We start from the raw sequence: 21,188 nt of genomic DNA on the forward strand, positions 1-21,188 counted from the left end.
CTATTTTGTTTACGCCAGGCGCATGGGAATGCCCTGCTGCGCCATGAACTGCTTGGCTTCCTGCACCGTGTGCTGGCCATAGTGGAAGATGCTGGCGGCCAGCACGGCGTCCGCGCGGCCCACCTTGATACCATCGACCAGGTCTTGCAAGCCGCCCACGCCGCCCGAGGCGATGACGGGGATGCTGACGGCGTCGGACACGCCGCGCGTCAGGCCCAGGTCGAAGCCCACCTTGGTGCCGTCGCGGTCCATGCTGGTGAGCAAGATTTCGCCGGCGCCCAGGCTTTCCATTTTACGCGCCCACTCAAAGGCGTCCAGGCCCGTGGCGGTGCGCCCGCCATGGGTAAACACTTCCCACTTACCGGGCGACACTTGCTTGGCGTCGATGGCGACGACGATACATTGCGAGCCATGCTTTTGCGACGCCTCGTACACGAGTTGGGGATTCGTCACGGCCGAGGTGTTGATGCTGACCTTGTCGGCGCCCGCGTTGAGCAGCCGGCGCACGTCTTCCACCACGCGCACGCCGCCGCCCACGGTCAGCGGAATGAACACTTGCGACGCCACGGCTTCGATGATGTCGAAGATCAGGCCGCGGTTGTCGCTCGAGGCGGTAATGTCGAGGAAAGTGATTTCATCGGCGCCCTGCTCGTCATAACGGCGGGCAATTTCCACCGGGTCGCCGGCGTCGCGCAATTCCGTGAAATTGACGCCTTTGACAACGCGGCCATTGGTCACGTCGAGGCAGGGGATGATACGTTTTGCAAGCATGATGGTATCCAGATTGTCGCCAGGCCAGGGCATGCACGCGCACACCCCGGCCAGGCTGGCTTAAACGGCGGCGTCGGTCAGTTCGTCGGCGCGTTCCTGCGCCTGCGCCAGGTCGATCGTGCCTTCATAGATGGAACGGCCGCAGATCACGCCTTCGATGCCTTCGGCCTGGACCGCGCACAGCGCTTCCACGTCGCCGATATTGTGCAGGCCGCCCGAAGCGATGACGGGGATCTTGACGGCTTGCGCCAGCTTGACGGTGGCCTCGATATTAATGCCGCCCATCATGCCGTCGCGGCCGATGTCCGTGTAGATGATCGATTCGACGCCGTAGGCTTCGAATTTTTTCGCCAGGTCGATCACTTCGTGGCCCGACATCTTGCTCCAGCCATCCGTTGCCACTTTGCCATCTTTGGCGTCGAGGCCGACGATGATGTGGCCCGGGAAGGCACCGCAGGCGTCGTGCAGGAAGCCGGGGCTTTTCACGGCCGCCGTGCCGATGATGATGTAGGTGATGCCGGCGTCGAGGTAGCGCTCGATGGTGTCGAGGTCGCGGATGCCGCCGCCCAGCTGCACGGGGATTTCCTCGATGTCATTTTCCACGGCGAAATCTTGCACGGCCTTCAGGATGGCCTTCACGGCGCCTTCGTTCTTCGGCTTGCCGGCAAAGGCGCCGTTCAGGTCGACCAGGTGCAGCCGGCGCGCGCCTTGCATCAGCCAATGGCGGGCCATCTCGGCCGGGTCTTCGGAAAATACGGTGGCAAGTTCCATATCGCCTTGTTTCAGGCGTACGCAGTGACCGTCTTTCAGGTCGATGGCGGGAATGAGCAGCATGGTCAGTGTGATTTAGAGTGGGTGAGGGGCGGAAAAAAAGCCGGATAGCTAACGTTAAGGTTGCCAGTGAACGAAGTTCTTGTACAGCTGCAAGCCAGCGGCAGCGCTTTTTTCAGGGTGAAACTGTGTCGCGAAAATATTATCACGGGCGACGGCACAAGCAAACGGCGCGCCATAGACAGTCTCGCCCACCGTGTGCGCCGCTTCTTGAGGTTGAGCAAAATAGCTGTGCACAAAGTAAAAATAGGCGTTGTCGGCGATACCATCCCACATGACATGGGACGCCGTTTGCCGTACTTGGTTCCAGCCCATTTGCGGCACCTTGAAGCGCGAGCCGTCTTCCTGCACCTGGCCGTCGAGCTGGAAGCGCACGACTTTGCCTGGCAGCAAGCCCAGACCGGCCGCATCGCCCTCTTCGCTGCCGTCGAACAACATTTGCTCGCCGATGCACACGCCCAGCACGGGCTTGCTGTCGGCAGCGCGCAGCAGCGCTTCGAGCACGCCCGATTCGCGCAGGCTGCGCATGCAGTCGGGCATGGCGCCCTGGCCCGGCAAGACGATGCGGTCGGCGCTGTCGATGTCTTGCGCCAATCCGGAAATGCGCACGTCGGCTTCCGGCGCCACGGCGCGCAGGGCCTGCGCCACCGAGCGCAGATTGCCCATGCCGTAATCCACCACCACAATTTTATTCATGTTTGATCCCGGAATCTACAATATAGCGAGAGCGGCGCTTACAGGCTGCCCTTGGTCGATGGAATGATGCCGGCCGCGCGCTCGTCGAGCTCGGCAGCCATGCGCAGCGCGCGGCCAAAGGCCTTGAACACGGTTTCGCATTGATGGTGGGCATTCGTGCCGCGCAAGTTGTCGATATGCAATGTCACGCCCGCATGGTTGACGAAGCCGCGGAAAAATTCCAGCGTCAGGTCGACGTCGAAGCCGGCGATCATGGCGCGCGTAAACGGGATGTGGTATTCGATGCCCGGGCGGCCCGAGAAATCGAGCACCACGCGCGACAGCGCCTCGTCCAGCGGCACATACGCATGACCGTAGCGGCGGATGCCCTTCTTGTCGCCGATAGCCTTGGCCACGGCCATGCCCAGGGTGATGCCCACGTCTTCCACCGTATGGTGGTTGTCGATATGCACGTCGCCCGTCGCTTCGATATCCAGGTCGATCAAGCCGTGGCGGGCGATCTGGTCCAGCATATGGTCGAGGAAGGGCACGCCGGTATTGAGCTTTTGCTGGCCCGTGCCATCGAGGTTGAGGGCGACGCGAACTTGCGTCTCATTGGTGTTGCGCGTGATTTCTGCGGTGCGGTTCATGGGAGGCTCTGGCGATAGGCTAAACGAGGGATGCCTTGAAGGCATCGTAAAAAAGGGAATTCTCTTCCGGGGTGCTGACGCTGATGCGCAGGCAATTGGCCAGCGCAGCATGCATTTTACTCATATTTTTAATTAAAACCCTGCGGGCAAGCAGTTTTGCGCAAACATCGTCGGAATCAGCCACACGAATCAGAAGAAAATTTGCCTTCGAGGGAAACACGGTCACACCCGGCAGCTCCGCCAGGCGCAGCGCCAGCGTATCGCGCGCGCTGTTGAGCAGATCCGCCTGGGCATTCAACACATCGAGGTGTTCGAGCGCGAATTCGGCCGCCGTCTGCGTCAGCACATTCACGTTATACGGCGGGCGCACTTTTTCAAATTGCGCCAGCAGGGCCGGCGCGGCCGACATGTAGCCGAGGCGGATGCCGGCCAGGCCCAGTTTCGACACGGTGCGCATCACCACCAGGTTCTCGAACTCGGGCAAGCGGCCCATGAAGCTGTGCTGCGCGAACGGCTCATACGCTTCGTCGACGACGGCGATGCCCGTGTCGCCCAGGGCGGCCAGGATGCGTTCGATGTCGGCGCTGGCAAACAGGTTGCCCGTCGGGTTGTTCGGATAGGCGAGGAACACCAGCGCCGGGCGATGCTGTTCGATCGCCGCCAGCATGGCCGGCATATCCAGGCTGAAGTCGGCCTGCAGGGGCACGCCGACGAAATCCATGCCGGCAAACTGCGCCGAGCGCGCATACATGACGAAGGCCGGCACGGGCGCCAGCAGCACGGCGCGCTTGCCCGGCTCCTGATGGGCGCACGCCATGGCCAGGATGGAAATGAGCTCATCGGAGCCGTTGCCCAGCATGACGTCGAAGCCGGCGGGCACGCCCAGCTTGGCGCAGATGGCCGCCTGCAGGCTGGCGTACGACGGCGGATAGCGGTTCAGCGCCACGCCGGCCAGGCGCGCGCCCAGCTCTTCGCGCAGCTGCGCCGGCAGCGGATACGGATTTTCCATCGCATCAAGTTTGATGTAACCGCTGGCATCGGCTACCTGATAGCTTTTGACGGCCCGCACATCGGACCGCACGGTGTTGCTGATTAACTGATCGAGGAAAGACATGCTGCAAACACTCCTGATGGAATTAAATGGAGACTAAATGACGACGTCTTCCGGCACGGCGGCGCTGCGCGCCTTGCGGGCCGGCGCTTTTTTCGCGGCGGGCGGTTTTTTCACGGCAGCCGGTTTTTTACTGGCCGCCTTGGCGGCCTTGGGCACGGCGGCGGCGGCGCGGCGCTTGGCCGGCGCCTTCTTCTTTTCCGCCTGCGGCGCGGCCGGTTCGGCCAGCTCCTGTGCCAGCGCCGCCAATCGCTGTTCGATGATGGCGCAGTAATCGGGATTCAACTCAAAGCCGACGAAATCGCGCCCGCAGCGCTTCGCTGCCAGGGCCGTGGTGCCGCTGCCCATGAACAGGTCGAGCACCACGCCGCCGGGCGGGCACGACGCCTTGAGCATGCGCTCGATGATTTCGAGCGGCTTTTGCGTCGGGTGGTCGGCCCGTTCCGGGTGTTCCTTGTGCAGGCGCGACACGCTCCACAAGTCTTTCGGGTTGTAGCCCACTTCCAGCCATTTGGCGCCGATGAAGATCGAGCGCGAACGGGCTTTCTTGGTGGCCGCGTCGTAGGCGATGCGCACCGCGTCAAGGTCGAAGTAGTAATCCTTGCGCTTGACGAAGAAGCCGATGGTGTCGTGCACCGATGAAAAGCTGCGCACGCTGCCGCCCATGGACGGCACGCGGCGGTCCCAGATGATTTCATTCATCATCGCCATGCGCTGTTTCAGCATGACGAAGATCTCCGGCGAATAGCGCCAGGTGAGGAAGATATACAGGCTGCCGTTAGCTTTCAGCTTGGGCAGCGCCGCATCGATCCACTGCTCCGTCCAGCGCAGGTAGTCGGCCACCGACTGCTGGTCCGAGGCATTGCCGTAATCCTTGCCCAGGTTGTACGGCGGATCCGTCAGGATCAGGTCCACCGAGCCATCGGGAATGCGCGCCAGCCCCGCCAGCGCATCTTCGCAATAGACCCGGTTGACCCAGTCCGGCTGCTCCGCCATATTCGTCATGGCTGCGGCTTCAGACGCAGTTCGGCGCTGCGCGCGTGCGCCTGCAAGCCTTCGCCATACGCCAGGGTAGCGGCGACACGGCCCAGGGTTTGCGCACCCGCTTCACTGACGTGAATGATGGACGAGCGCTTCTGGAAGTCGTACACGCCCAGCGGCGACGAAAAGCGCGCCGTGCGCGAGGTCGGCAGCACGTGATTGGGGCCGCAGCAATAGTCGCCCAGCGATTCGGACGAAAAGCGGCCCAGGAACATGGCGCCCGCGTGGCGGATCTGCTCAGCCCACTGCTGCGGGTTTTCCGCCGAGATTTCCAGGTGTTCCGCGGCGATGCTGTTGGCGATCTCGCACGCTTCTGCCATGCTGCGCACCTTGATCAGCGCTCCGCGGTCGGCCAGCGACGTGCTGATGGTGGCCTGGCGCGGCATCGTCGGCAGCAGCTTGGCGATGCTCTCCTCGACTTGCGCGATGTAATCGGCGTCGGGGCACAGCAGAATCGCTTGCGCCAGCTCGTCGTGCTCGGCCTGCGAAAACAGGTCCATCGCGACCCAGTCGGGGTCCGTCGTGCCGTCGCACAGCACGAGGATTTCCGACGGTCCGGCGATCATGTCGATGCCGACGATGCCGAACACGCGGCGCTTGGCGGCAGCCACGTAGGCGTTGCCGGGACCGACGATCTTGTCCACGGCGGCAATCGTCTGCGTGCCGTAGGCCAGCGCGCCGACGGCTTGTGCGCCGCCGATGGTGATCACGCGCGTCACGCCGGCAATCGCGGCGGCGGCCAGCACCATCTGGTTTTTCACGCCATCGGGCGTCGGCACGACCATGATGATTTCGCCCACGCCCGCCACGTGCGCGGGAATGGCGTTCATCAGCACGGACGACGGGTAGGCGGCCTTGCCGCCCGGGACGTAGATGCCGACCCGGTCCAGCGGCGTGATCTTCTGACCCAGCACCGTGCCATCGGGCTCGGTGTAGGTAAAGCCGCGCAATTCCTCACGCTGGCGTTCGTGGAAGGCGCGGATGCGCTGCGCGGCGATCTGCAGCGCCTCGCGCTGGGCCGACGGCAAGCCGTTCAAGGCTGCCTGCAATTCGGCTTGCGAAATATCAAACGCCGCCATTTCCGCCGCGCCGCCATGCGGGATGCGGTCGAAACGGTTGGTGTATTCCAGTACGGCGGCATCGCCGCGCGTTTTCACATCGGCCAGGATTTTTGCGACCGACGTTTCAATCGCTGCATCGGTGCCCGCCTCGAACGCCAGCAGCGTATCGAGCGATTGTTGGAAACCGTCCTGGCTTGAATCGAGCTTGCGTATCTGTATCGGCATAATCGGCTTTCTGCTACTGAAGGTATCTAGGCTTGCGAAGCGCGTTCAAACGCCTCGATGATCGGCTGCAAGCGCTCGCGCTTGAGCTTGAGCGCAGCCTGGTTGACCACCAGGCGCGACGAAATTTCCATGATGTGCTCGACCTCGACGAGGTTGTTCGCGCGCAAAGTGCTGCCCGTGCTGACCAGGTCGACGATGGCGTCCGACAGGCCGACCAGGGGCGCCAGCTCCATCGAGCCATACAGCTTGATCAGGTCGACGTGCACGCCCTTGGCGGCGAAATGCTCGCGCGCCGTGTGCACGAACTTGGTGGCCACGCGCAGGCGCGCGCCCTGGTGCACGGCCTTTTCGTAGTCAAAACCGGCCTGCACCGCCACCGACATGCGGCAAGAGGCGATATTCAGGTCGATCGGCTGGTACAGGCCTTCGCCGCCGTGCTCGAGCAGGACGTCCTTGCCCGCCACGCCGAAATCGGCCGCGCCGTACTGCACGTAGGTCGGCACATCGCTGGCGCGCACGATGATGACGCGCACGTTCGGATCGTTGGTGGCCAAAATCAGCTTGCGCGAGGTCTCCGGGTTTTCCAGTACCTTGATGCCGGCCGCTTCCAGCAGCGGCATGGTGTCCTCAAAAATGCGGCCTTTCGAGAGCGCCAGTATCAGCTGCGAATTGTCGCCCGTGTTCGATCCGTTCATGCTCGTTCCTTGTTATTTAATGCGTACGATGTTCGCGCCGACGGCCGACAATTTCACTTCCATGCGGTCGTAGCCGCGGTCGAGGTGATAGATGCGGTCGATCAGGGTTTCGCCATCGGCGGCCAGGGCCGCGATCACCAGCGACGCCGAGGCGCGCAGGTCGGTCGCCATCACGGGCGCGCCGCGCAGCTGCTTGACGCCGGCGATGATGGCCGTGTTGCCCTCGATGGTGATGTCGGCGCCCAGGCGGTTCATTTCCTGCACGTGCATGAAGCGGTTCTCGAAAATCGTCTCGGTGACGCGGCTGGCGCCATTCGCGATGGTGTTGACGGCCATGAACTGCGCCTGCATGTCGGTCGGGAAGCCCGGGTACTCCGTGGTGCGGAAGCTGACGGGGTTCGGACGGGCCGACATCTCGGCGCGGATCCAGTCGGCGCCGAAGGTCATCGTCAGGCCCATGGCGCGCAGCTTGTCGAGCGCCGCGTCGAGGATATCGGTGCGCACGTTGCGCAGGGTGATATCGCCGCCGGTGGCCGCCACGGCGCACAGGAAGGTGCCCGTTTCGATACGGTCGGCGATCACCGCGTGCGAGGCGCCGTGCAGGGCATCGACGCCCTGGATCACCAGGCGGCTGGTGCCGATGCCGTCGATCTTCGCGCCCATGGCCACCAGCAGGTGCGCCAGGTCGGTCACTTCCGGTTCGCAGGCGGCGTTTTCCAGGATGGTCTCGCCTTCGGCCAGGGTCGCGGCCATCAGCAGGTTCTCGGTGCCGGTGACGGTGATCATGTCGGTGACGATGCGCGCGCCTTTCAGCTTGGCGCACTTGGCGTAGATGTAGCCCGCTTCGATGCGGATCTCGGCGCCCAGCGCTTCCAGACCCTTGATGTGCTGATCGACGGGGCGCGAACCGATGGCGCAGCCGCCCGGCAGCGAGACCTTGGCTTCGCCGAAGCGCGCCAGCAAGGGGCCCAGCACGAGGATCGAGGCGCGCATGGTTTTCACCAGTTCATACGGCGCTTCCAGGGTGTCGATGGCGCTGCCGTTGAGAACCACGCGGTCGCCGTCCTGCTGCACTTTCAGGCCCGTCTGGCCCAGCAGCTTCAACATGGTGGCCACGTCGTGCAGGTGCGGCACGTTCGTCAGGTCCAGGTCGCCCGCGGTCAGCAGACCGGCGCACAGGATGGGCAGGGCGGCGTTTTTCGCGCCGGAGATGGCGATGTCGCCGTTCAGGCGGTTGCCGCCGTTGATGAGGAGCTTGTCCATGTGCTTATCCTTGGAATTCTTCAGGTGTCAGGGTTTTCATCGACAGCGCGTGGATTTCTTCGCGCATGCGGTCGCCCAGCGCCGCGTAGACGATCTGGTGGCGGGCGATCAGGCGTTTGCCGGCAAACGCGGGCGAAACGATCACGGCCTGGAAGTGCTGGCCATCGCCCTCCACTTCGAGGTGCGTGCATTCGAGGCCGGCCGACAGATAGCCGTGGATCAGTTCTGGAGTGGTGGTCACGATAAGTCCTTGATATTGAATAATGTAGTGATGTGATGTGCCGCAATCAACGGCGCAATGAGTGTCGTAATCAATGTCGCAAACGATAGCCGCTCTTCAGCAGGCGGATCGACGCCAGCGCCAGGATCACGAGAAAGCCGGCGACGATGGACACGCTAAGCCACGGGCTGACGTCGGACACGCCGAAGAAGCCGTAGCGGAAACCGTCGATCATGTAAAAGAAGGGGTTCAGATGCGATACCGTCTGCCAGAACGGCGGCAGCGAGTGGATCGAATAGAACACGCCCGACAAGAAGGTGGCCGGCATGATCAGGAAGTTCTGGAAGGCGGCCAGCTGGTCGAATTTCTCGGCCCAGATGCCGGCGATCAAGCCCATGGTGCCCAGCATGGCGGCGCCCAAAAAGGCGAAGACGACGATCCACAGCGGCGCGACAAACGACAGGTCGGCGAACCAGCACGTGATGGCAAACACGCCAAAGCCCACGGCCAGGCCGCGCGCGACGGAAGCGAGTACATACGCCGAGAAGATTTCCCAGTGCGACAAAGGCGTGAGCAGCACGAACACCAGGTTGCCCGTGATCTTCGACTGGATCAGCGAGGACGAGGAATTGGCGAACGCGTTTTGCAGCACGCTCATCATCACCAGGCCGGGAATCAAAAAGGCCGTGTAGCTGACGCCGGGGCTCGGCTCCACGCGGCCGTCGAGCACATGGCCGAACACCAGCAGGTACAGCATCGACGTGAGCACGGGCGCGGCCACGGTTTGCGTCGCCACTTTCCAGAAGCGCAGCGTCTCTTTGTAGACGAGGGTGCGAAATCCTGTCGAAATCATACGGTACCTTTATCCATGATCTGCAAGAAGATATCTTCCAGGTCGGCTTGTTGCAATTGCATTTCATCGATCTCGGCGCCCGCCTCGCGCAGGCGGGCGAGGATTTTTTCGACTTCGCTGTATTCGTTGACGCGCAGGCTGAACTTGTTCGGCGCCTGTTGTTCTTCCGGGTGCAGCACCAGGTGCTGCAGGTCGGCCGGCAGGCTGCCATTCTTGAGGTGGACCTGCAGCTGCGAGCCGGCGATGCGGCGGATCAGGGCCGACATGGTGTCGAGCGCCACCACCTTGCCCGTCTTCAGCATGGCCACGCGCTGGCACATGGCTTGCGCCTCTTCCAGGTAGTGCGTGGTCAGCACGACCGTGTGGCCGCCTTCGCGGTTCAGGCGCGAGATGAACTTCCACAGGGTCTGGCGCAGTTCCACGTCGACGCCGGCCGTCGGCTCATCGAGCACGATGACGGGCGGCTTGTGCACCAGCGCCTGGGCCACGAGCACGCGGCGCTTCATGCCGCCGGACAGGGCGCGCATGTTCGTATCGGCCTTGCCGGTCAGGTCGAGGTTTTCCATGACCTCGTCGATCCACTTGTCGTTGTTCGGCAAGCCGAAATAGCCGGACTGCAGGCGCAGGGTTTCACGCACCGTGAAAAACGGGTCAAATACCAGTTCCTGCGGCACCACGCCCAGGTTGCGGCGCGCATTGCGGAAGTCCGTGACCACGTCGTGGCCATGGATCTTGACGGTGCCCGCGTCGGGGCGTATCAGGCCGGCGATGATGGAAATGAGGGTGGTCTTGCCGGCGCCATTCGGGCCGAGCAGGCCGAAAAACTCGCCTTCCTCGATGGCCAGCGACACGCCGCCCAGCGCCTTGAGCGATTTATAGCTCTTTTCTACATTCGTTATTTGAATTGCGGTCATGTGCTTGTTTCAAGTGTAATGCGTCTGGTGTGATGCGCCAGTTGCCGGTGCAATGCAGGCCGGCTGGCCGGTGCAGGGCGCCCCTTCCGCAGAGGGTGGCGCAACAGTCAATTATAGTTGGAAACTTCGTGGAACACTTGGAGATCAATCCGACGGCGCTGCTGGCCTGCCGGCTTGAAACCTACTGCTGATGCGGGGAGTGGGACAGGATCAATGATGATGCAGGTCGGACGGGCTGCGTTCGGCGTGGCCGCCGGCGCTGGCGCAGTCGTCGGTCGTCAACGTGCTCGAAACGAGCGAGCAGACGCCATACAGCTTGGTGAGGTTTTTCAGGTTGTCCGGCAGGTTTTTCAGCTCCAGCACGCCGCCGGCATCCTGCGCGGCGCGCTGCCACGTCAGCATGACGGAGACGGCGGCCGAATCGACGGCTTTGACGTTGCGCAAGTCAAACTTCGTCTGACCCGAGCGGATGGCGTCCAGACCCTGCTCCAATGCCGAAGTGGCATTGTGCACGGTCAGGGAAGTCAGGGACTGCAAGGTGTCGAGAGAGTCGGGCATGGCGTCGGGCTGCGCTGGTCTGGAGCTGGGTCAGGAGCTATATGATAGCCGATTATTTGGCTTTGGCAGCGGGACGGCTGGCCAGGGCCTTGTTTTTTGCCTGCAAGGTCTTGATCAGGCCATCGATGCCGCCCTTGCTGATCTCGCTGGCGAAGCTGCTTTTGTACGTTTCCACCAGCCACGCGCCCAGCACGTTGATGTCATAGATCTTCCAGCCGGATGGGGTTTTCGCCACGCGGTAGTTCAGGGGCACGGGTTCGCCGCGCGCCACGTTCACCTGCGAGCGCACTTCCACTTCCGTGTCGGCCGGGTCGGCGCGCAGCGGCTTGAATTCCACGGTTTCGTTCTTGATCTGCGACAGGGCGCCCGAATACGTGTAGATCAGCAGGGTACGGAATTCGCTGGACAGCTGCTTTTGCTGGTCCGGCGTGGCGTCGCGCCAGAAGCGGCCGGCGGCCAGGGCCGTCATGCGCTGGAAATCCACGTACGGCAGGATCTTGCTTTCCACCAATTCGGTGACGCGCTTGATATCGCCAGCCTGGATGGCCTTGTCGTTCTTGGCCGTCTCGATCACGTCCTGGCTGATGCGTTTGACCAAGACGTCCGGCGCTTCCACGGCGGGAGCGGCCTGGGCGGCGGTGGCAAAGGCGATGGTGGCCATCGCCAGCAGTTGTTTCATCAATTTCATGGTTCTACCTTTCATGGTGTTGCTATGCACCGGCTGGCGTCGATCGCAGCCGTGGTGTTTCTTGACCGCAGTTTACTCCTGAGGCCTAGCCTGGGAAGCCACGGTATTGCTACCAGATGTTACGAGGTCCGCCGGCGCCACATCGGCCGCGGCCGTCGCAGGCGGCGTTTCCGCTGGGACAGGCTGCGGTTGCGCCTCATAGGCCGGCTCGTAATCGCTGGTGTCGTTTTTTGGCACTTTGCGGTCGCGGCGGTCCGTATCGCCATCGAAAACCTTGCTTTCGCGCGCCTGCAGGAAGCCGTCGCGGATGAATTCATAACGGTCCAGTGCGGCCGCTTCCATCAGGTTGGTCGCGTCGAGCAGCGCGGCGCGCTTGTCGACGACGCGCGTCACCGTGCCGATATTGCGCACCGAGACAGGCTCCTTGTAGCGCCATGGGTCGCCCGTGATATCGAGCGGCAGGGCCACCGTGTCGCGCACGGTCGATGGGCCCAGCAGCGGCAGCATCACGTACGGACCAGGCTGGACGCCATACCAGCCCAGGGTCTGGCCAAAGTCTTCGTTATGCTTCGGAATGCCCGCCTGCGACGCGATGTCGATCAGGCCGAAGATGCCGAAGGTCGAGTTCATGCTGACGCGCACGACGTCTTGCAAGCCCGCCTCACCCTTGCCTTGCAGCAAGTTGTTCACGGCGCTCCACACATCGGACAAGTTGCCGAAGAAATTGCCCACGCCCGTTTGCACGAACGATGGCGTGACGGTCTTGTAAGCCGTGGCGACCGGTTTCAGGGCCACCTGGTCGACGGTGTCGTTGAACTTGAACATGGCGCGGTTGTAACCCTCGAGCGGGTCGCGCGGATTGGTGCCGGTGGCGCAAGCGCTCACGCTGGCGGCGATGGCCAGGGCCAGGCCGATACGCGCCAGGCTGCCTTGGGATTGTTTGGTCGACTCGCTCATTTGCTGTCCTTTCCTTCCGCTGCCTTGCTGTAGATGAACTGATTGATCAGGTCTTCCAGCACTGTGGCCGATTGAGTACGGGCAATCTTGTCGCCCTCCGCCAGGTTCGCCAGATCGCCGCCTGCTTCCAGGCCGATATATTGCTCACCCAGCAAACCGGCCGTCAAAATCTTGGCCGAGCTGTCTTTCGGAAATTTGTAGCCATCTTCGATGTCGAGTTTCACCAGCGCCTGATACGTCTTGTCGTCAAAGCGGATCTCCGCCACGCGCCCCACCACCACGCCAGCGCCCTTGACGGGCGCCTGCGGCTTGAGGCCGCCAATATTGTCGAACTTGGCACTAATGGTATACGTCTTGCTGAAAGACAGCGAGCTCATATTGCCGGCCTTGAGCGCCAGAAACATCAATGCCGCCACACCCAGCAAGACGAACAAGCCGACCCAGACATCCAAAGATTTACGTTGCATAAACAATCCTAAATAATTTTTACTTGCTGCCGCCTGCGCAACATCTTGCCCAGGCCCGCTGTTTTGTCGCTGATTGGCAATTACTTGCTAAACATCAACGCCGTCATCATGAAATCGAGCCACCACACCATCAACGATGAAATGACCACCGTGCGCGTGGTGGCGCCGGACACGTCTTCCGGCGTCGGCTGTGCCTGGTACCCCTGGAACAGCGCGATGAAGGTCACCGCAATACCGAACACCAGGCTCTTGATGGTGCCATTGCCCACTTCTTTCCAGACATCCACGCCGCCCTGCATCTGCGACCAGAACGAGCCTTCATCGACGCCGATCAGCACCACGCCGACCAGGTAGCTGCCGATGATGCCGACGGCCGTGAAGATGGCGCCCAGGATAGGCATGGCGATCACGCCGGCCCAGAAACGGGGCGCCAGCACGCGCTGGATCGGGTTCACGGCCATCATTTCCATGGCCGACAATTGCTCGCCCGCCTTCATCAGGCCGATTTCCGCCGTCAGCGAGGTGCCGGCGCGGCCGGCAAACAGCAGCGCCGTGACGACGGGGCCCAGTTCGCGCGTCAGCGACAGCGCCACCAGCAAGCCCAGCGACTGCTCGGCGCCATACGTAGTCAGCGTGTAATAGCCTTGCAAACCCAGCACCATGCCGACAAACAGGCCGGAGACGGCGGTAATCACCAAGGAGCGGTTACCGATAAAGAACAGTTGCTCAATCACCAGGCGCGGACGGCGCCACAGGCCGCCCGACGAGGCGATGATGATGAAAAACGAGCGCACGGCAAAGCCGAGGTCTTGTACCGAATTGCGCAACCATGCTCCGATCGCCGCCAGGAAACGCGCGATCATCGGCCGCCCCCCGCCTGCAAGCCCAGGTCGTCGGCCAGCGACTTGCCCGGGTAATGGAACGGTACGGGGCCATCGGCCTCGGCATTGACGAACTGCTTGACGTACGGATGCGTCGACACGGCCATCTCGGCCGGCGTGCCGTGCGCCACAATCTTGCCCGATGACAGAAAATAGACATAATCAGCGATGGCGAAACACTCCTTCACATCGTGCGATACCAGGATAGACGTGGAGCCCAGCGCATCGTTCAGATTGCGGATCAAATTCGCCGTCACGCCCATGGAAATCGGGTCCAGGCCGGCGAACGGCTCGTCGTACATGATCAGTTCGGGGTCGAGCGCGATGGCGCGCGCCAGCGCGACGCGGCGGCCCATGCCGCCCGAGATCTCGGCCGGCTTCAGTTGCGCCGCATTGCGCAGTCCCACGGCGTGCAGCTTCATCAGCACCAGGGTGCGGATCAGCTCTTCATTCAAATCCGTGTGTTCGCGCAGGGGGAACGCCACGTTCTCGAACGCCGTCAAGTCCGTAAACAACGCGCCGTGCTGGAACAGCATGCCCATCTTGCGGCGCAGCTGATACAGCTCATCGGTCCCCAGCGTATGCACGATCTGGCCGTCGACATTCACGGAACCGGAACTGGGACGCAGCTGCCCGCCGATCAGGCGCAATACGGTCGTCTTGCCACTGCCGGAGCCACCCATGACGGCCACAACTTTTCCACGTGGGAAATCCATTTGAAGGCCCGATAAAATCGAACGTTCTCCATAGGCAAAGTGTAAATCACGGATCTCAACAAGATTTGGCACGACGAAGCTCACTATTTTAATGGCGTATTGTAGTGCAGAAACGCCAACCTCTGCTGAGACACCCCTCGGGACAGCCCCGTAAAGGGGAAGAATACAACACTAATGAATCGAAAGTCAGATATTGTAGTGGAAATTTGGTCCGCACATCGCGTCCCTGTCCGGCGATGTTCACAGCTGTTGACTTGACAAGTAAAAATAACAAGGGCCACGCCGCATTCCGCGCCGTGGCCCTGGCAAAAAAACGACCAATTGCTCGTTAATTTTAGCGCGGCAGCAGGGAAGCCCCCATCAGGAACTCATCGACGGCGCGCGCGCACTGGCGCCCTTCGCGGATGGCCCACACCACCAGCGACTGGCCACGGCGCATGTCGCCGGCGGCAAACACCTTGGCCACCGAGGTCTGGTAGCAGCCGGCGCCGTCTGTTGTCGCCTTGACATTGCCGCGCGCATCCGTGTCGACGCCGAACGCTTCCAGCACCTGTTGTACAGGGGAAACAAAACCCATGGCCAGGAAGACCAGGTCCGCCTTCATCTCGAATTCCGAGTTCGGCACTTCGCTCATCTTGCCGTCTTTCCATTCGACACGGCAGGCGATCAGCTTTTCCACCTTGCCGCCCTTGCCTTCGAAACGCTTGGTGGCCACGGCCCAGTCGCGCTCGCAGCCTTCCTCGTGCGAAGACGAGGTGCGCAGCTTGGTCGGCCAGTACGGCCAGACCAGCGGCTTGTTTTCCTGCTCCGGCGGCTGCGGCATCAGTTCGAACTGGGCCACCGAGGCGGCGCCATGGCGGTTCGAGGTGCCGACGCAGTCGGAACCCGTGTCGCCGCCGCCGATCACCACCACGTGCTTGCCCGTGGCCTTGATCTGGTCCTTGAGCTTGTCGCCCGCGTTGACCTTGTTTTGCAGCGGCAGGAAATCCATGGCGAAATGCACGCCCTTCAGCTCGCGGCCCGGCACGGGCAAGTCGCGCGGCTGCTCGGCGCCGCCGGCCATGATGACGGCGTCGAATTCTTTTTCCAGGTCTTCCGGGAAAATGGTTTCCTTGGCCCAGTTGTTCACGTGGGCAGGGAAATCCTTGCCCACCAGTACGCTGGTACGGAACACCACGCCTTCGGCTTCCATCTGTTTCACGCGCAAGTCGATGTGCGACTTTTCCATCTTGAAGTCGGGGATGCCATAGCGCAACAAACCACCGACCCGGTCGCTCTTCTCGAACACGGTGACGGCGTGACCGGCGCGCGCCAGCTGCTGCGCCGCCGCCAGGCCCGCAGGGCCGGAACCGACGATGGCCACTTTCTTGCCGGTACTGAAGCCTGCAGGCTGCGGCGTGACCCAGCCGTGCTCCCAGCCCATGTCGATGATCTTGTGCTCGATCGACTTGATGCCGACCGGATCTTCATGGATGCCCAGGGTGCAGGCCGATTCGCACGGCGCCGGGCAGATGCGGCCCGTAAATTCCGGGAAGTTGTTGGTCGAATGCAAGATGTCGAGCGCTTCGCGGTAAGCGCCGCGGTACACCAGGTCATTCCAGTCGGGAATGATGTTATTCACGGGACAACCCGTGGTGCAGAAGGGAATGCCGCAATCCATGCAGCGCGCGCCTTGCACGGTCGCTTGCGCGTCCGACAGGTGCAGCACGAATTCCTTGTAGTTCTTCAGACGCGCGGCAGGCTCCAGATAGTGTTCGTCCTGGCGCTTGAATTCCATGAAGCCGGTAATTTTACCCACGATGTTTCCTTTGTATTTGCTGGCTGGGAGCGGCCGGGCCGCTCCCTGTCATTGCTCTATGCGATTGATCTTGGCTGGCTCAGGCGGCGACGGCTTGGACTTCCATGGCGGCATCGGCAGCCATTTCAATCAGCGCACGCTTGTATTCGTTCGGGAAGACTTTCACGAACTTGCCGCGCGCCGCGGCCCAGTCGTCCAGCAAGACGCGGGCGCGGGTGCTGCCCGTGTGCTTGAAGTGACGCTCGATCAGGCGCTTGAGGATGACTTCATCCGCTTCCGGCACGCCGTCGCGGTGCTGCGTATGCCAGGCGTCGCGGTCCAGATGCTGCTCCGCCGCGGAGACGACCTTGTCCAGGCTGACCATGGCCGTGTTGCACTTGCTGGCAAAATCGCCCGCCGGGTCATACACATAGGCGATGCCGCCCGACATGCCGGCCGCGAAGTTGCGTCCCGTGTTGCCCAGGACCACCACCGTGCCGCCCGTCATGTATTCGCAGCCATGGTCGCCCAGGCCCTCGACCACCGTGGTGGCGCCCGAGTTGCGCACGGCAAAGCGTTCGCCCGCCACGCCATTGAAGAAGGCTTCGCCGGCAATGGCGCCGTACAGCACCGTATTGCCGATGATGATGTTGTCCACGGCCCAGCCACGGAATTCCGTATTCGGCCGCACGATGATGCGCCCGCCGGATAAACCTTTACCCACGTAATCGTTGCCCTCGCCCACCAGGTCGATGGTGATGCCGTGCGCCAGGAAGGCGCAGGCCGACTGGCCCGCCGTGCCTTGCAGCTGGATGTGGATGGTGTCGTCCGGCAAGCCGGCATGGCCGTATTTCTTCGCCACTTCGCCGGACAGCATGGTGCCCACCGTGCGGTTCAGGTTGCGCACGGGCGAGATGAAGGAGACGCGCTCGCCCTTTTCCAGCGCCGCGCGCGCTTGCGCGATCAGCTTGTGGTCCAGCGCCTTTTCCAGTGCATGGTCCTGGAACTCCACGTGGCGACAGGCCTGGCCATCCGGGGTTTCCGGCTTGTAGAAGATGGACGAGAAGTCCAGCCCCTGCGCCTTCCAGTGCGAAATCGCCTTGGATTTGTCCAGCAAGTCCACGCGGCCGATCAGCTCGTCATACGTGCGGATGCCCAGCTGCGCCATCAATTGACGGGCTTCCTCGGCAACGAAGAAGAAGTAATTGACGACATACTCGGGCTTGCCCGAGAACTTGGCGCGCAGCACCGGATCTTGCGTGGCCACGCCCACCGGGCACGTGTTCAAGTGGCATTTGCGCATCATGATGCAGCCTTCGACCACCAGCGGCGCCGTGGCGAAACCGATCTCGTCGGCCCCCAGCAGGGCGGCGATGACCACGTCGCGGCCCGTCTTCATCTGGCCGTCGGCTTGCACGCGGATGCGGCTGCGCAAGCCGTTCAAGACCAGCGTTTGTTGCGTTTCTGCCAGACCCAGCTCCCACGGCGTGCCCGCATGTTTCACGGACGACAGAGGCGAAGCGCCCGTGCCGCCGTCGTGGCCGGCGACGACCACGTGGTCGGCTTTCGCCTTCGTGACGCCGGCAGCCACCGTGCCGATACCCACTTCCGACACCAGCTTCACGGAGATCGAGGCGCGCGGATTGGCGTTCTTCAAGTCATGGATCAGCTGCGCCAGGTCTTCGATCGAATAGATGTCGTGGTGCGGCGGCGGCGAAATCAAGCCCACGCCCGGCACGGAAAAGCGCAGGCTGGCGATGTATTCGGACACCTTATGGCCAGGCAACTGGCCGCCTTCGCCCGGTTTCGCGCCCTGCGCCATCTTGATCTGGATCTGGTCGGCCGAGTTCAGGTAGGCCGCCGTGACGCCGAAACGTCCCGACGCCACCTGCTTGATGCGCGAACGCATGGAATCGCCTTCCTGCAGCGGAATATCGACGACGATCTGCTCGGCGCCCACGACGGACGCCATGGTGTCGCCCTGGCGGATGGGGATGCCCTTCAATTCCTGCGTGTAGCGGTTCGGATCTTCGCCGCCTTCGCCCGTGTTCGACTTGCCGCCGATGCGGTTCATGGCCACGGCCAGGGTCGCGTGCGCTTCCGTGCTGATGGAACCGAGCGACATGGCGCCCGTGGCGAAGCGCTTGACGATTTCCTTGGCCGGTTCCACTTCATCGAGCGGGATCGCCTTGGTCGGGTCGAGCTTGAATTCGAACAAGCCGCGCAGGGTCAGGTGGCGACGGCTCTGGTCGTTGATGATTTGCGCATACTCTTTATAGCTGGAGAAATTGTTGCTGCGCGTGGAATGCTGCAATTTCGCAATCGCATCCGGCGTCCACATGTGGTCTTCGCCACGCACGCGGAATGCGTATTCGCCGCCCGCGTCGAGCTTGTCCACCAGCACGGGATCGTTGCCGAAGGCCAGCGCGTGCAGGCGCAGCGCTTCTTCGGCCACTTCAAACACGCCAATGCCTTCCACGTTCGAGGCCGTGCCCTTGAAGTATTTGTCCACCAGCGACTTGTTCAAGCCGATGGCTTCGAAGATTTGCGCGCCGCAGTACGACATATACGTGGAAATGCCCATCTTCGACATGACTTTCATCAAGCCTTTGCCCACTGCCTTGGTGTAGTTGTAGATGGCTTTGTCGCCCGACAAGTCGCCCGGCAAGCCGTGCGCCATCTCGACCAGGGTTTCCATGGCCAGATACGGGTGGACGGCTTCCGCGCCGTAGCCGGCGAGCAAGGCGAAGTGGTGGGTTTCGCGGGCCGAGCCCGTTTCCACGACGAGGCCGGTGGACGCGCGCAAGCCCTTGCTCACCAGGTGCTGGTGCACGGTGGAGGTGGCCAGCAGCGCGGGGATCGCCACCTGGTCGGCGCAAATGGCGCGGTCCGAGACGATCAGGATGTTGTGGCCGGATTTCACGGCGTCGACGGCTTCCGCGCACAGCGAGGCCAGGCACGCTTCCACGCCTTCCTTGCCCCAGGCCAGCGGATAGCAAATGTCCAGTTCGTACGACTTGAACTTGCCGCCCGTGTGGGCGCTGATGTTGCGCAAGCGGGCCATGTCGTCAAAGCCCAGCACGGGCTGCGCCACTTCCAGGCGCATCGGCGGATTGACGTTGTTGGTATCGAGCAAGTTCGGTTTCGGGCCGATGAAGGACACGAGCGACATCACCATCGCTTCGCGGATCGGGTCGATCGGCGGATTCGTCACTTGCGCGAACAGTTGCTTGAAGTAGTTATACAGCGGCTTCAATTTGTTCGACATGACGGCCAGCGGCGAGTCATTGCCCATCGAGCCCGTCGCCTCTTCGCCGGCCACGGCCATGGGCGCCATGAGGAATTTCAAGTCTTCCTGCGTGTAGCCGAACGCCTGCTGACGGTCCAGCAGCGATGGCTGCTCTTTTTCGCCCTGGGCGCGGTCCTGTTTCGCCTGTCCTTCGGCCAGCTTGATCTCGTCGAGCTTGATGCGCACCGAGTTGATCCACGCTTTATACGGCTTGGCGTTGGCGTAGGTGTTTTTCAGTTCCTGGTCGTCGATGATGCGGCCCGCTTCCAGGTCGATCAGGAACATCTTGCCAGGCTGCAAGCGCCATTTCTGGATGATCTTCGACTCGGGAATCGGCAGCACGCCCGATTCCGACGCCATCACCACCAGGTCGTCGTCCGTGACGATGTAGCGGGCCGGGCGCAAGCCGTTGCGGTCCAGGGTGCCGCCGATGTGGCGGCCGTCCGTGAACGCCATGGCGGCGGGGCCGTCCCACGGTTCCATCATGGCCGCGTGGTATTCATAGAAGGCGCGGCGGTTGTCATCCATGGTCGTGTGGTTTTCCCACGCTTCCGGAATCATCATCATCATCGCCTGGGCGATCGGATAGCCGGCCATCAGCAGCAGTTCCAGCGCATTGTCGAAGCACGCCGTGTCGGACTGGCCTTCATAGATCAGCGGGAACAGTTTTTGCAGGTCGTCGCCCAGCACGGCCGACTTCATCACGCCTTCGCGCGCGCGCATCCAGTTGAAGTTGCCTTTCACCGTGTTGATCTCGCCGTTATGGGCGATCAGACGGTACGGGTGGGCCAGCGGCCATTCGGGGAAGGTATTCGTCGAGAAACGCTGGTGCACCAGGGCCAGGGCCGAGATGCAGCGCGCATCCTGCAAGTCCTTGTAGTACACGCCCACCTGGTCGGCCAGCAGCAGGCCTTTATAGACGATGGTACGGGCCGACATCGACGGCACGAAGAATTCCTTGCCGTGCAGTAGTTTCAATGCCTGGATGGCGTGGCCCGACGATTTGCGGATCACATACAGTTTGCGCTCGAGCGCGTCGGTGACCATGATGTCCGGGCCACGGCCGATGAAAATCTGGCGAATCACCGGTTCCTTGGCGCGCACGGTGGGCGACATCGGCATGTCCGTATCGATGGGCACGTTGCGCCAGCCCAGCACGACTTGTCCCTCGATGCGCACGGCCCGTTCGATTTCCTGCTCGCACGCGATGCGCGATGCGTGTTCCTTCGGCAGGAAGACCATGCCCACGCCGTATTCGCCAGGCGGCGGCAATTCCACGCCCTGCTTGGCCATTTCTTCGCGGTAGTACTGGTCGGGAATCTGGATCAGGATGCCGGCGCCATCACCCATCAGCGCATCGGCGCCCACGGCGCCCCGGTGATCGAGGTTTTTCAGAATCAGCAAACCCTGTTCGACGATCGAATGGGTCTTGTTGCCCTTGATATGGGCGACGAAACCGACGCCGCAGGCATCGTGTTCATTGGCTGGGTCGTACAGGCCTTGCGCTTTCATGGGCTTCTCCGCTGCATATGACTATCGAAAAAC

Annotated in this window: 20 protein-coding genes; all 20 read right to left on the reverse strand. The window is 62.3% G+C overall.

The genetic code is table 11. From position 1 onward, the window contains the following. Window positions 1-9: 9 nt before the first annotated feature. A complete protein-coding gene (hisF, locus tag OX460_RS27460) occupies window positions 10-771 on the reverse strand; it encodes an imidazole glycerol phosphate synthase subunit HisF (protein ID WP_034781025.1) in 762 nt (253 codons plus the stop codon). Window positions 772-831: 60 nt separating this feature from the next. After that, window positions 832-1,605 (reverse strand): 1-(5-phosphoribosyl)-5-[(5-phosphoribosylamino)methylideneamino]imidazole-4-carboxamide isomerase, encoded by a 774-nt coding sequence (gene hisA, locus OX460_RS27465; RefSeq protein WP_070219639.1) that lies wholly within the window; start codon window positions 1,603-1,605, stop codon window positions 832-834. Window positions 1,606-1,659: 54 nt separating this feature from the next. After that, a complete protein-coding gene (gene hisH / locus OX460_RS27470; protein WP_099666081.1) occupies window positions 1,660-2,298 on the reverse strand; it encodes an imidazole glycerol phosphate synthase subunit HisH in 639 nt (212 codons plus the stop codon). A gap of 38 nt (window positions 2,299-2,336) precedes the next feature. Beyond that, window positions 2,337-2,927 (reverse strand): imidazoleglycerol-phosphate dehydratase HisB, encoded by a 591-nt coding sequence (gene hisB, locus OX460_RS27475; protein WP_010402123.1) that lies wholly within the window; start codon window positions 2,925-2,927, stop codon window positions 2,337-2,339. A 19-nt stretch (window positions 2,928-2,946) separates the two neighbouring features. Continuing rightward, window positions 2,947-4,041 carry a histidinol-phosphate transaminase gene (gene hisC / locus OX460_RS27480; RefSeq protein WP_289900550.1) on the reverse strand — a complete coding sequence of 365 codons (1,095 nt, stop codon included), beginning with the start codon at window positions 4,039-4,041 and terminating at the stop codon, window positions 2,947-2,949. A 33-nt stretch (window positions 4,042-4,074) separates the two neighbouring features. Further along, a complete protein-coding gene (locus OX460_RS27485; RefSeq protein WP_099668311.1) occupies window positions 4,075-5,034 on the reverse strand; it encodes a site-specific DNA-methyltransferase in 960 nt (319 codons plus the stop codon). A gap of 5 nt (window positions 5,035-5,039) precedes the next feature. Further along, window positions 5,040-6,365 (reverse strand): histidinol dehydrogenase, encoded by a 1,326-nt coding sequence (gene hisD / locus OX460_RS27490; protein ID WP_099666079.1) that lies wholly within the window; start codon window positions 6,363-6,365, stop codon window positions 5,040-5,042. Window positions 6,366-6,391: 26 nt separating this feature from the next. Then, window positions 6,392-7,060 carry an ATP phosphoribosyltransferase gene (gene hisG / locus OX460_RS27495; RefSeq protein WP_077398226.1) on the reverse strand — a complete coding sequence of 223 codons (669 nt, stop codon included), beginning with the start codon at window positions 7,058-7,060 and terminating at the stop codon, window positions 6,392-6,394. A 12-nt stretch (window positions 7,061-7,072) separates the two neighbouring features. Next, complete coding sequence (gene murA / locus OX460_RS27500) at window positions 7,073-8,323, reverse strand: UDP-N-acetylglucosamine 1-carboxyvinyltransferase (protein WP_077398227.1); 1,251 nt, start codon at window positions 8,321-8,323, stop codon at window positions 7,073-7,075. A gap of 4 nt (window positions 8,324-8,327) precedes the next feature. Further along, window positions 8,328-8,564, reverse strand: a complete 237-nt coding sequence (locus tag OX460_RS27505) for a BolA family protein (protein WP_010402134.1) — start codon at window positions 8,562-8,564, stop codon at window positions 8,328-8,330. A gap of 70 nt (window positions 8,565-8,634) precedes the next feature. After that, complete coding sequence (locus OX460_RS27510; protein WP_251351539.1) at window positions 8,635-9,396, reverse strand: ABC transporter permease; 762 nt, start codon at window positions 9,394-9,396, stop codon at window positions 8,635-8,637. Then, complete coding sequence (locus OX460_RS27515; protein WP_289900551.1) at window positions 9,393-10,310, reverse strand: ABC transporter ATP-binding protein; 918 nt, start codon at window positions 10,308-10,310, stop codon at window positions 9,393-9,395. Before OX460_RS27515 ends, OX460_RS27510 begins: the two co-directional genes overlap by 4 nt. Window positions 10,311-10,520: 210 nt before the next feature. Further along, the gene (locus OX460_RS27520; RefSeq protein ID WP_077398229.1) at window positions 10,521-10,868 is read right to left on the reverse strand and encodes an STAS domain-containing protein; all 348 of its coding nucleotides are present in this window, start codon (window positions 10,866-10,868) and stop codon (window positions 10,521-10,523) included. 52 nt (window positions 10,869-10,920) lie between these two features. Continuing rightward, complete coding sequence (locus tag OX460_RS27525) at window positions 10,921-11,556, reverse strand: ABC transporter substrate-binding protein (RefSeq protein ID WP_099666076.1); 636 nt, start codon at window positions 11,554-11,556, stop codon at window positions 10,921-10,923. Between the two features lie 72 nt (window positions 11,557-11,628). Further along, complete coding sequence (locus OX460_RS27530; protein ID WP_099666075.1) at window positions 11,629-12,513, reverse strand: VacJ family lipoprotein; 885 nt, start codon at window positions 12,511-12,513, stop codon at window positions 11,629-11,631. Further along, window positions 12,510-12,980 (reverse strand): outer membrane lipid asymmetry maintenance protein MlaD, encoded by a 471-nt coding sequence (gene mlaD / locus OX460_RS27535; protein WP_070346035.1) that lies wholly within the window; start codon window positions 12,978-12,980, stop codon window positions 12,510-12,512. The genes OX460_RS27530 and mlaD overlap by 4 nt, the downstream gene beginning before the upstream one ends. An 80-nt stretch (window positions 12,981-13,060) precedes the next feature. Continuing rightward, window positions 13,061-13,843 carry a lipid asymmetry maintenance ABC transporter permease subunit MlaE gene (gene mlaE, locus OX460_RS27540; protein ID WP_034780952.1) on the reverse strand — a complete coding sequence of 261 codons (783 nt, stop codon included), beginning with the start codon at window positions 13,841-13,843 and terminating at the stop codon, window positions 13,061-13,063. After that, window positions 13,840-14,649: an ABC transporter ATP-binding protein gene (locus OX460_RS27545; protein ID WP_034753922.1), complete on the reverse strand. Its 810-nt coding sequence runs from the start codon at window positions 14,647-14,649 to the stop codon at window positions 13,840-13,842. Before OX460_RS27545 ends, mlaE begins: the two co-directional genes overlap by 4 nt. Window positions 14,650-14,911: 262 nt before the next feature. Continuing rightward, a complete protein-coding gene (locus OX460_RS27550) occupies window positions 14,912-16,375 on the reverse strand; it encodes a glutamate synthase subunit beta (protein WP_070257787.1) in 1,464 nt (487 codons plus the stop codon). A gap of 79 nt (window positions 16,376-16,454) precedes the next feature. Then, entirely contained in the window at window positions 16,455-21,155 is a 4,701-nt protein-coding gene (locus OX460_RS27555) for a glutamate synthase-related protein (RefSeq protein WP_289900552.1), read from the reverse strand. Window positions 21,156-21,188: the final 33 nt, after the last annotated feature.

Origin of the sequence: Janthinobacterium sp. SUN033, from assembly GCF_030397595.1 — a bacterium.
Lineage (GTDB): Bacteria > Pseudomonadota > Gammaproteobacteria > Burkholderiales > Burkholderiaceae_D > Janthinobacterium > Janthinobacterium kumbetense.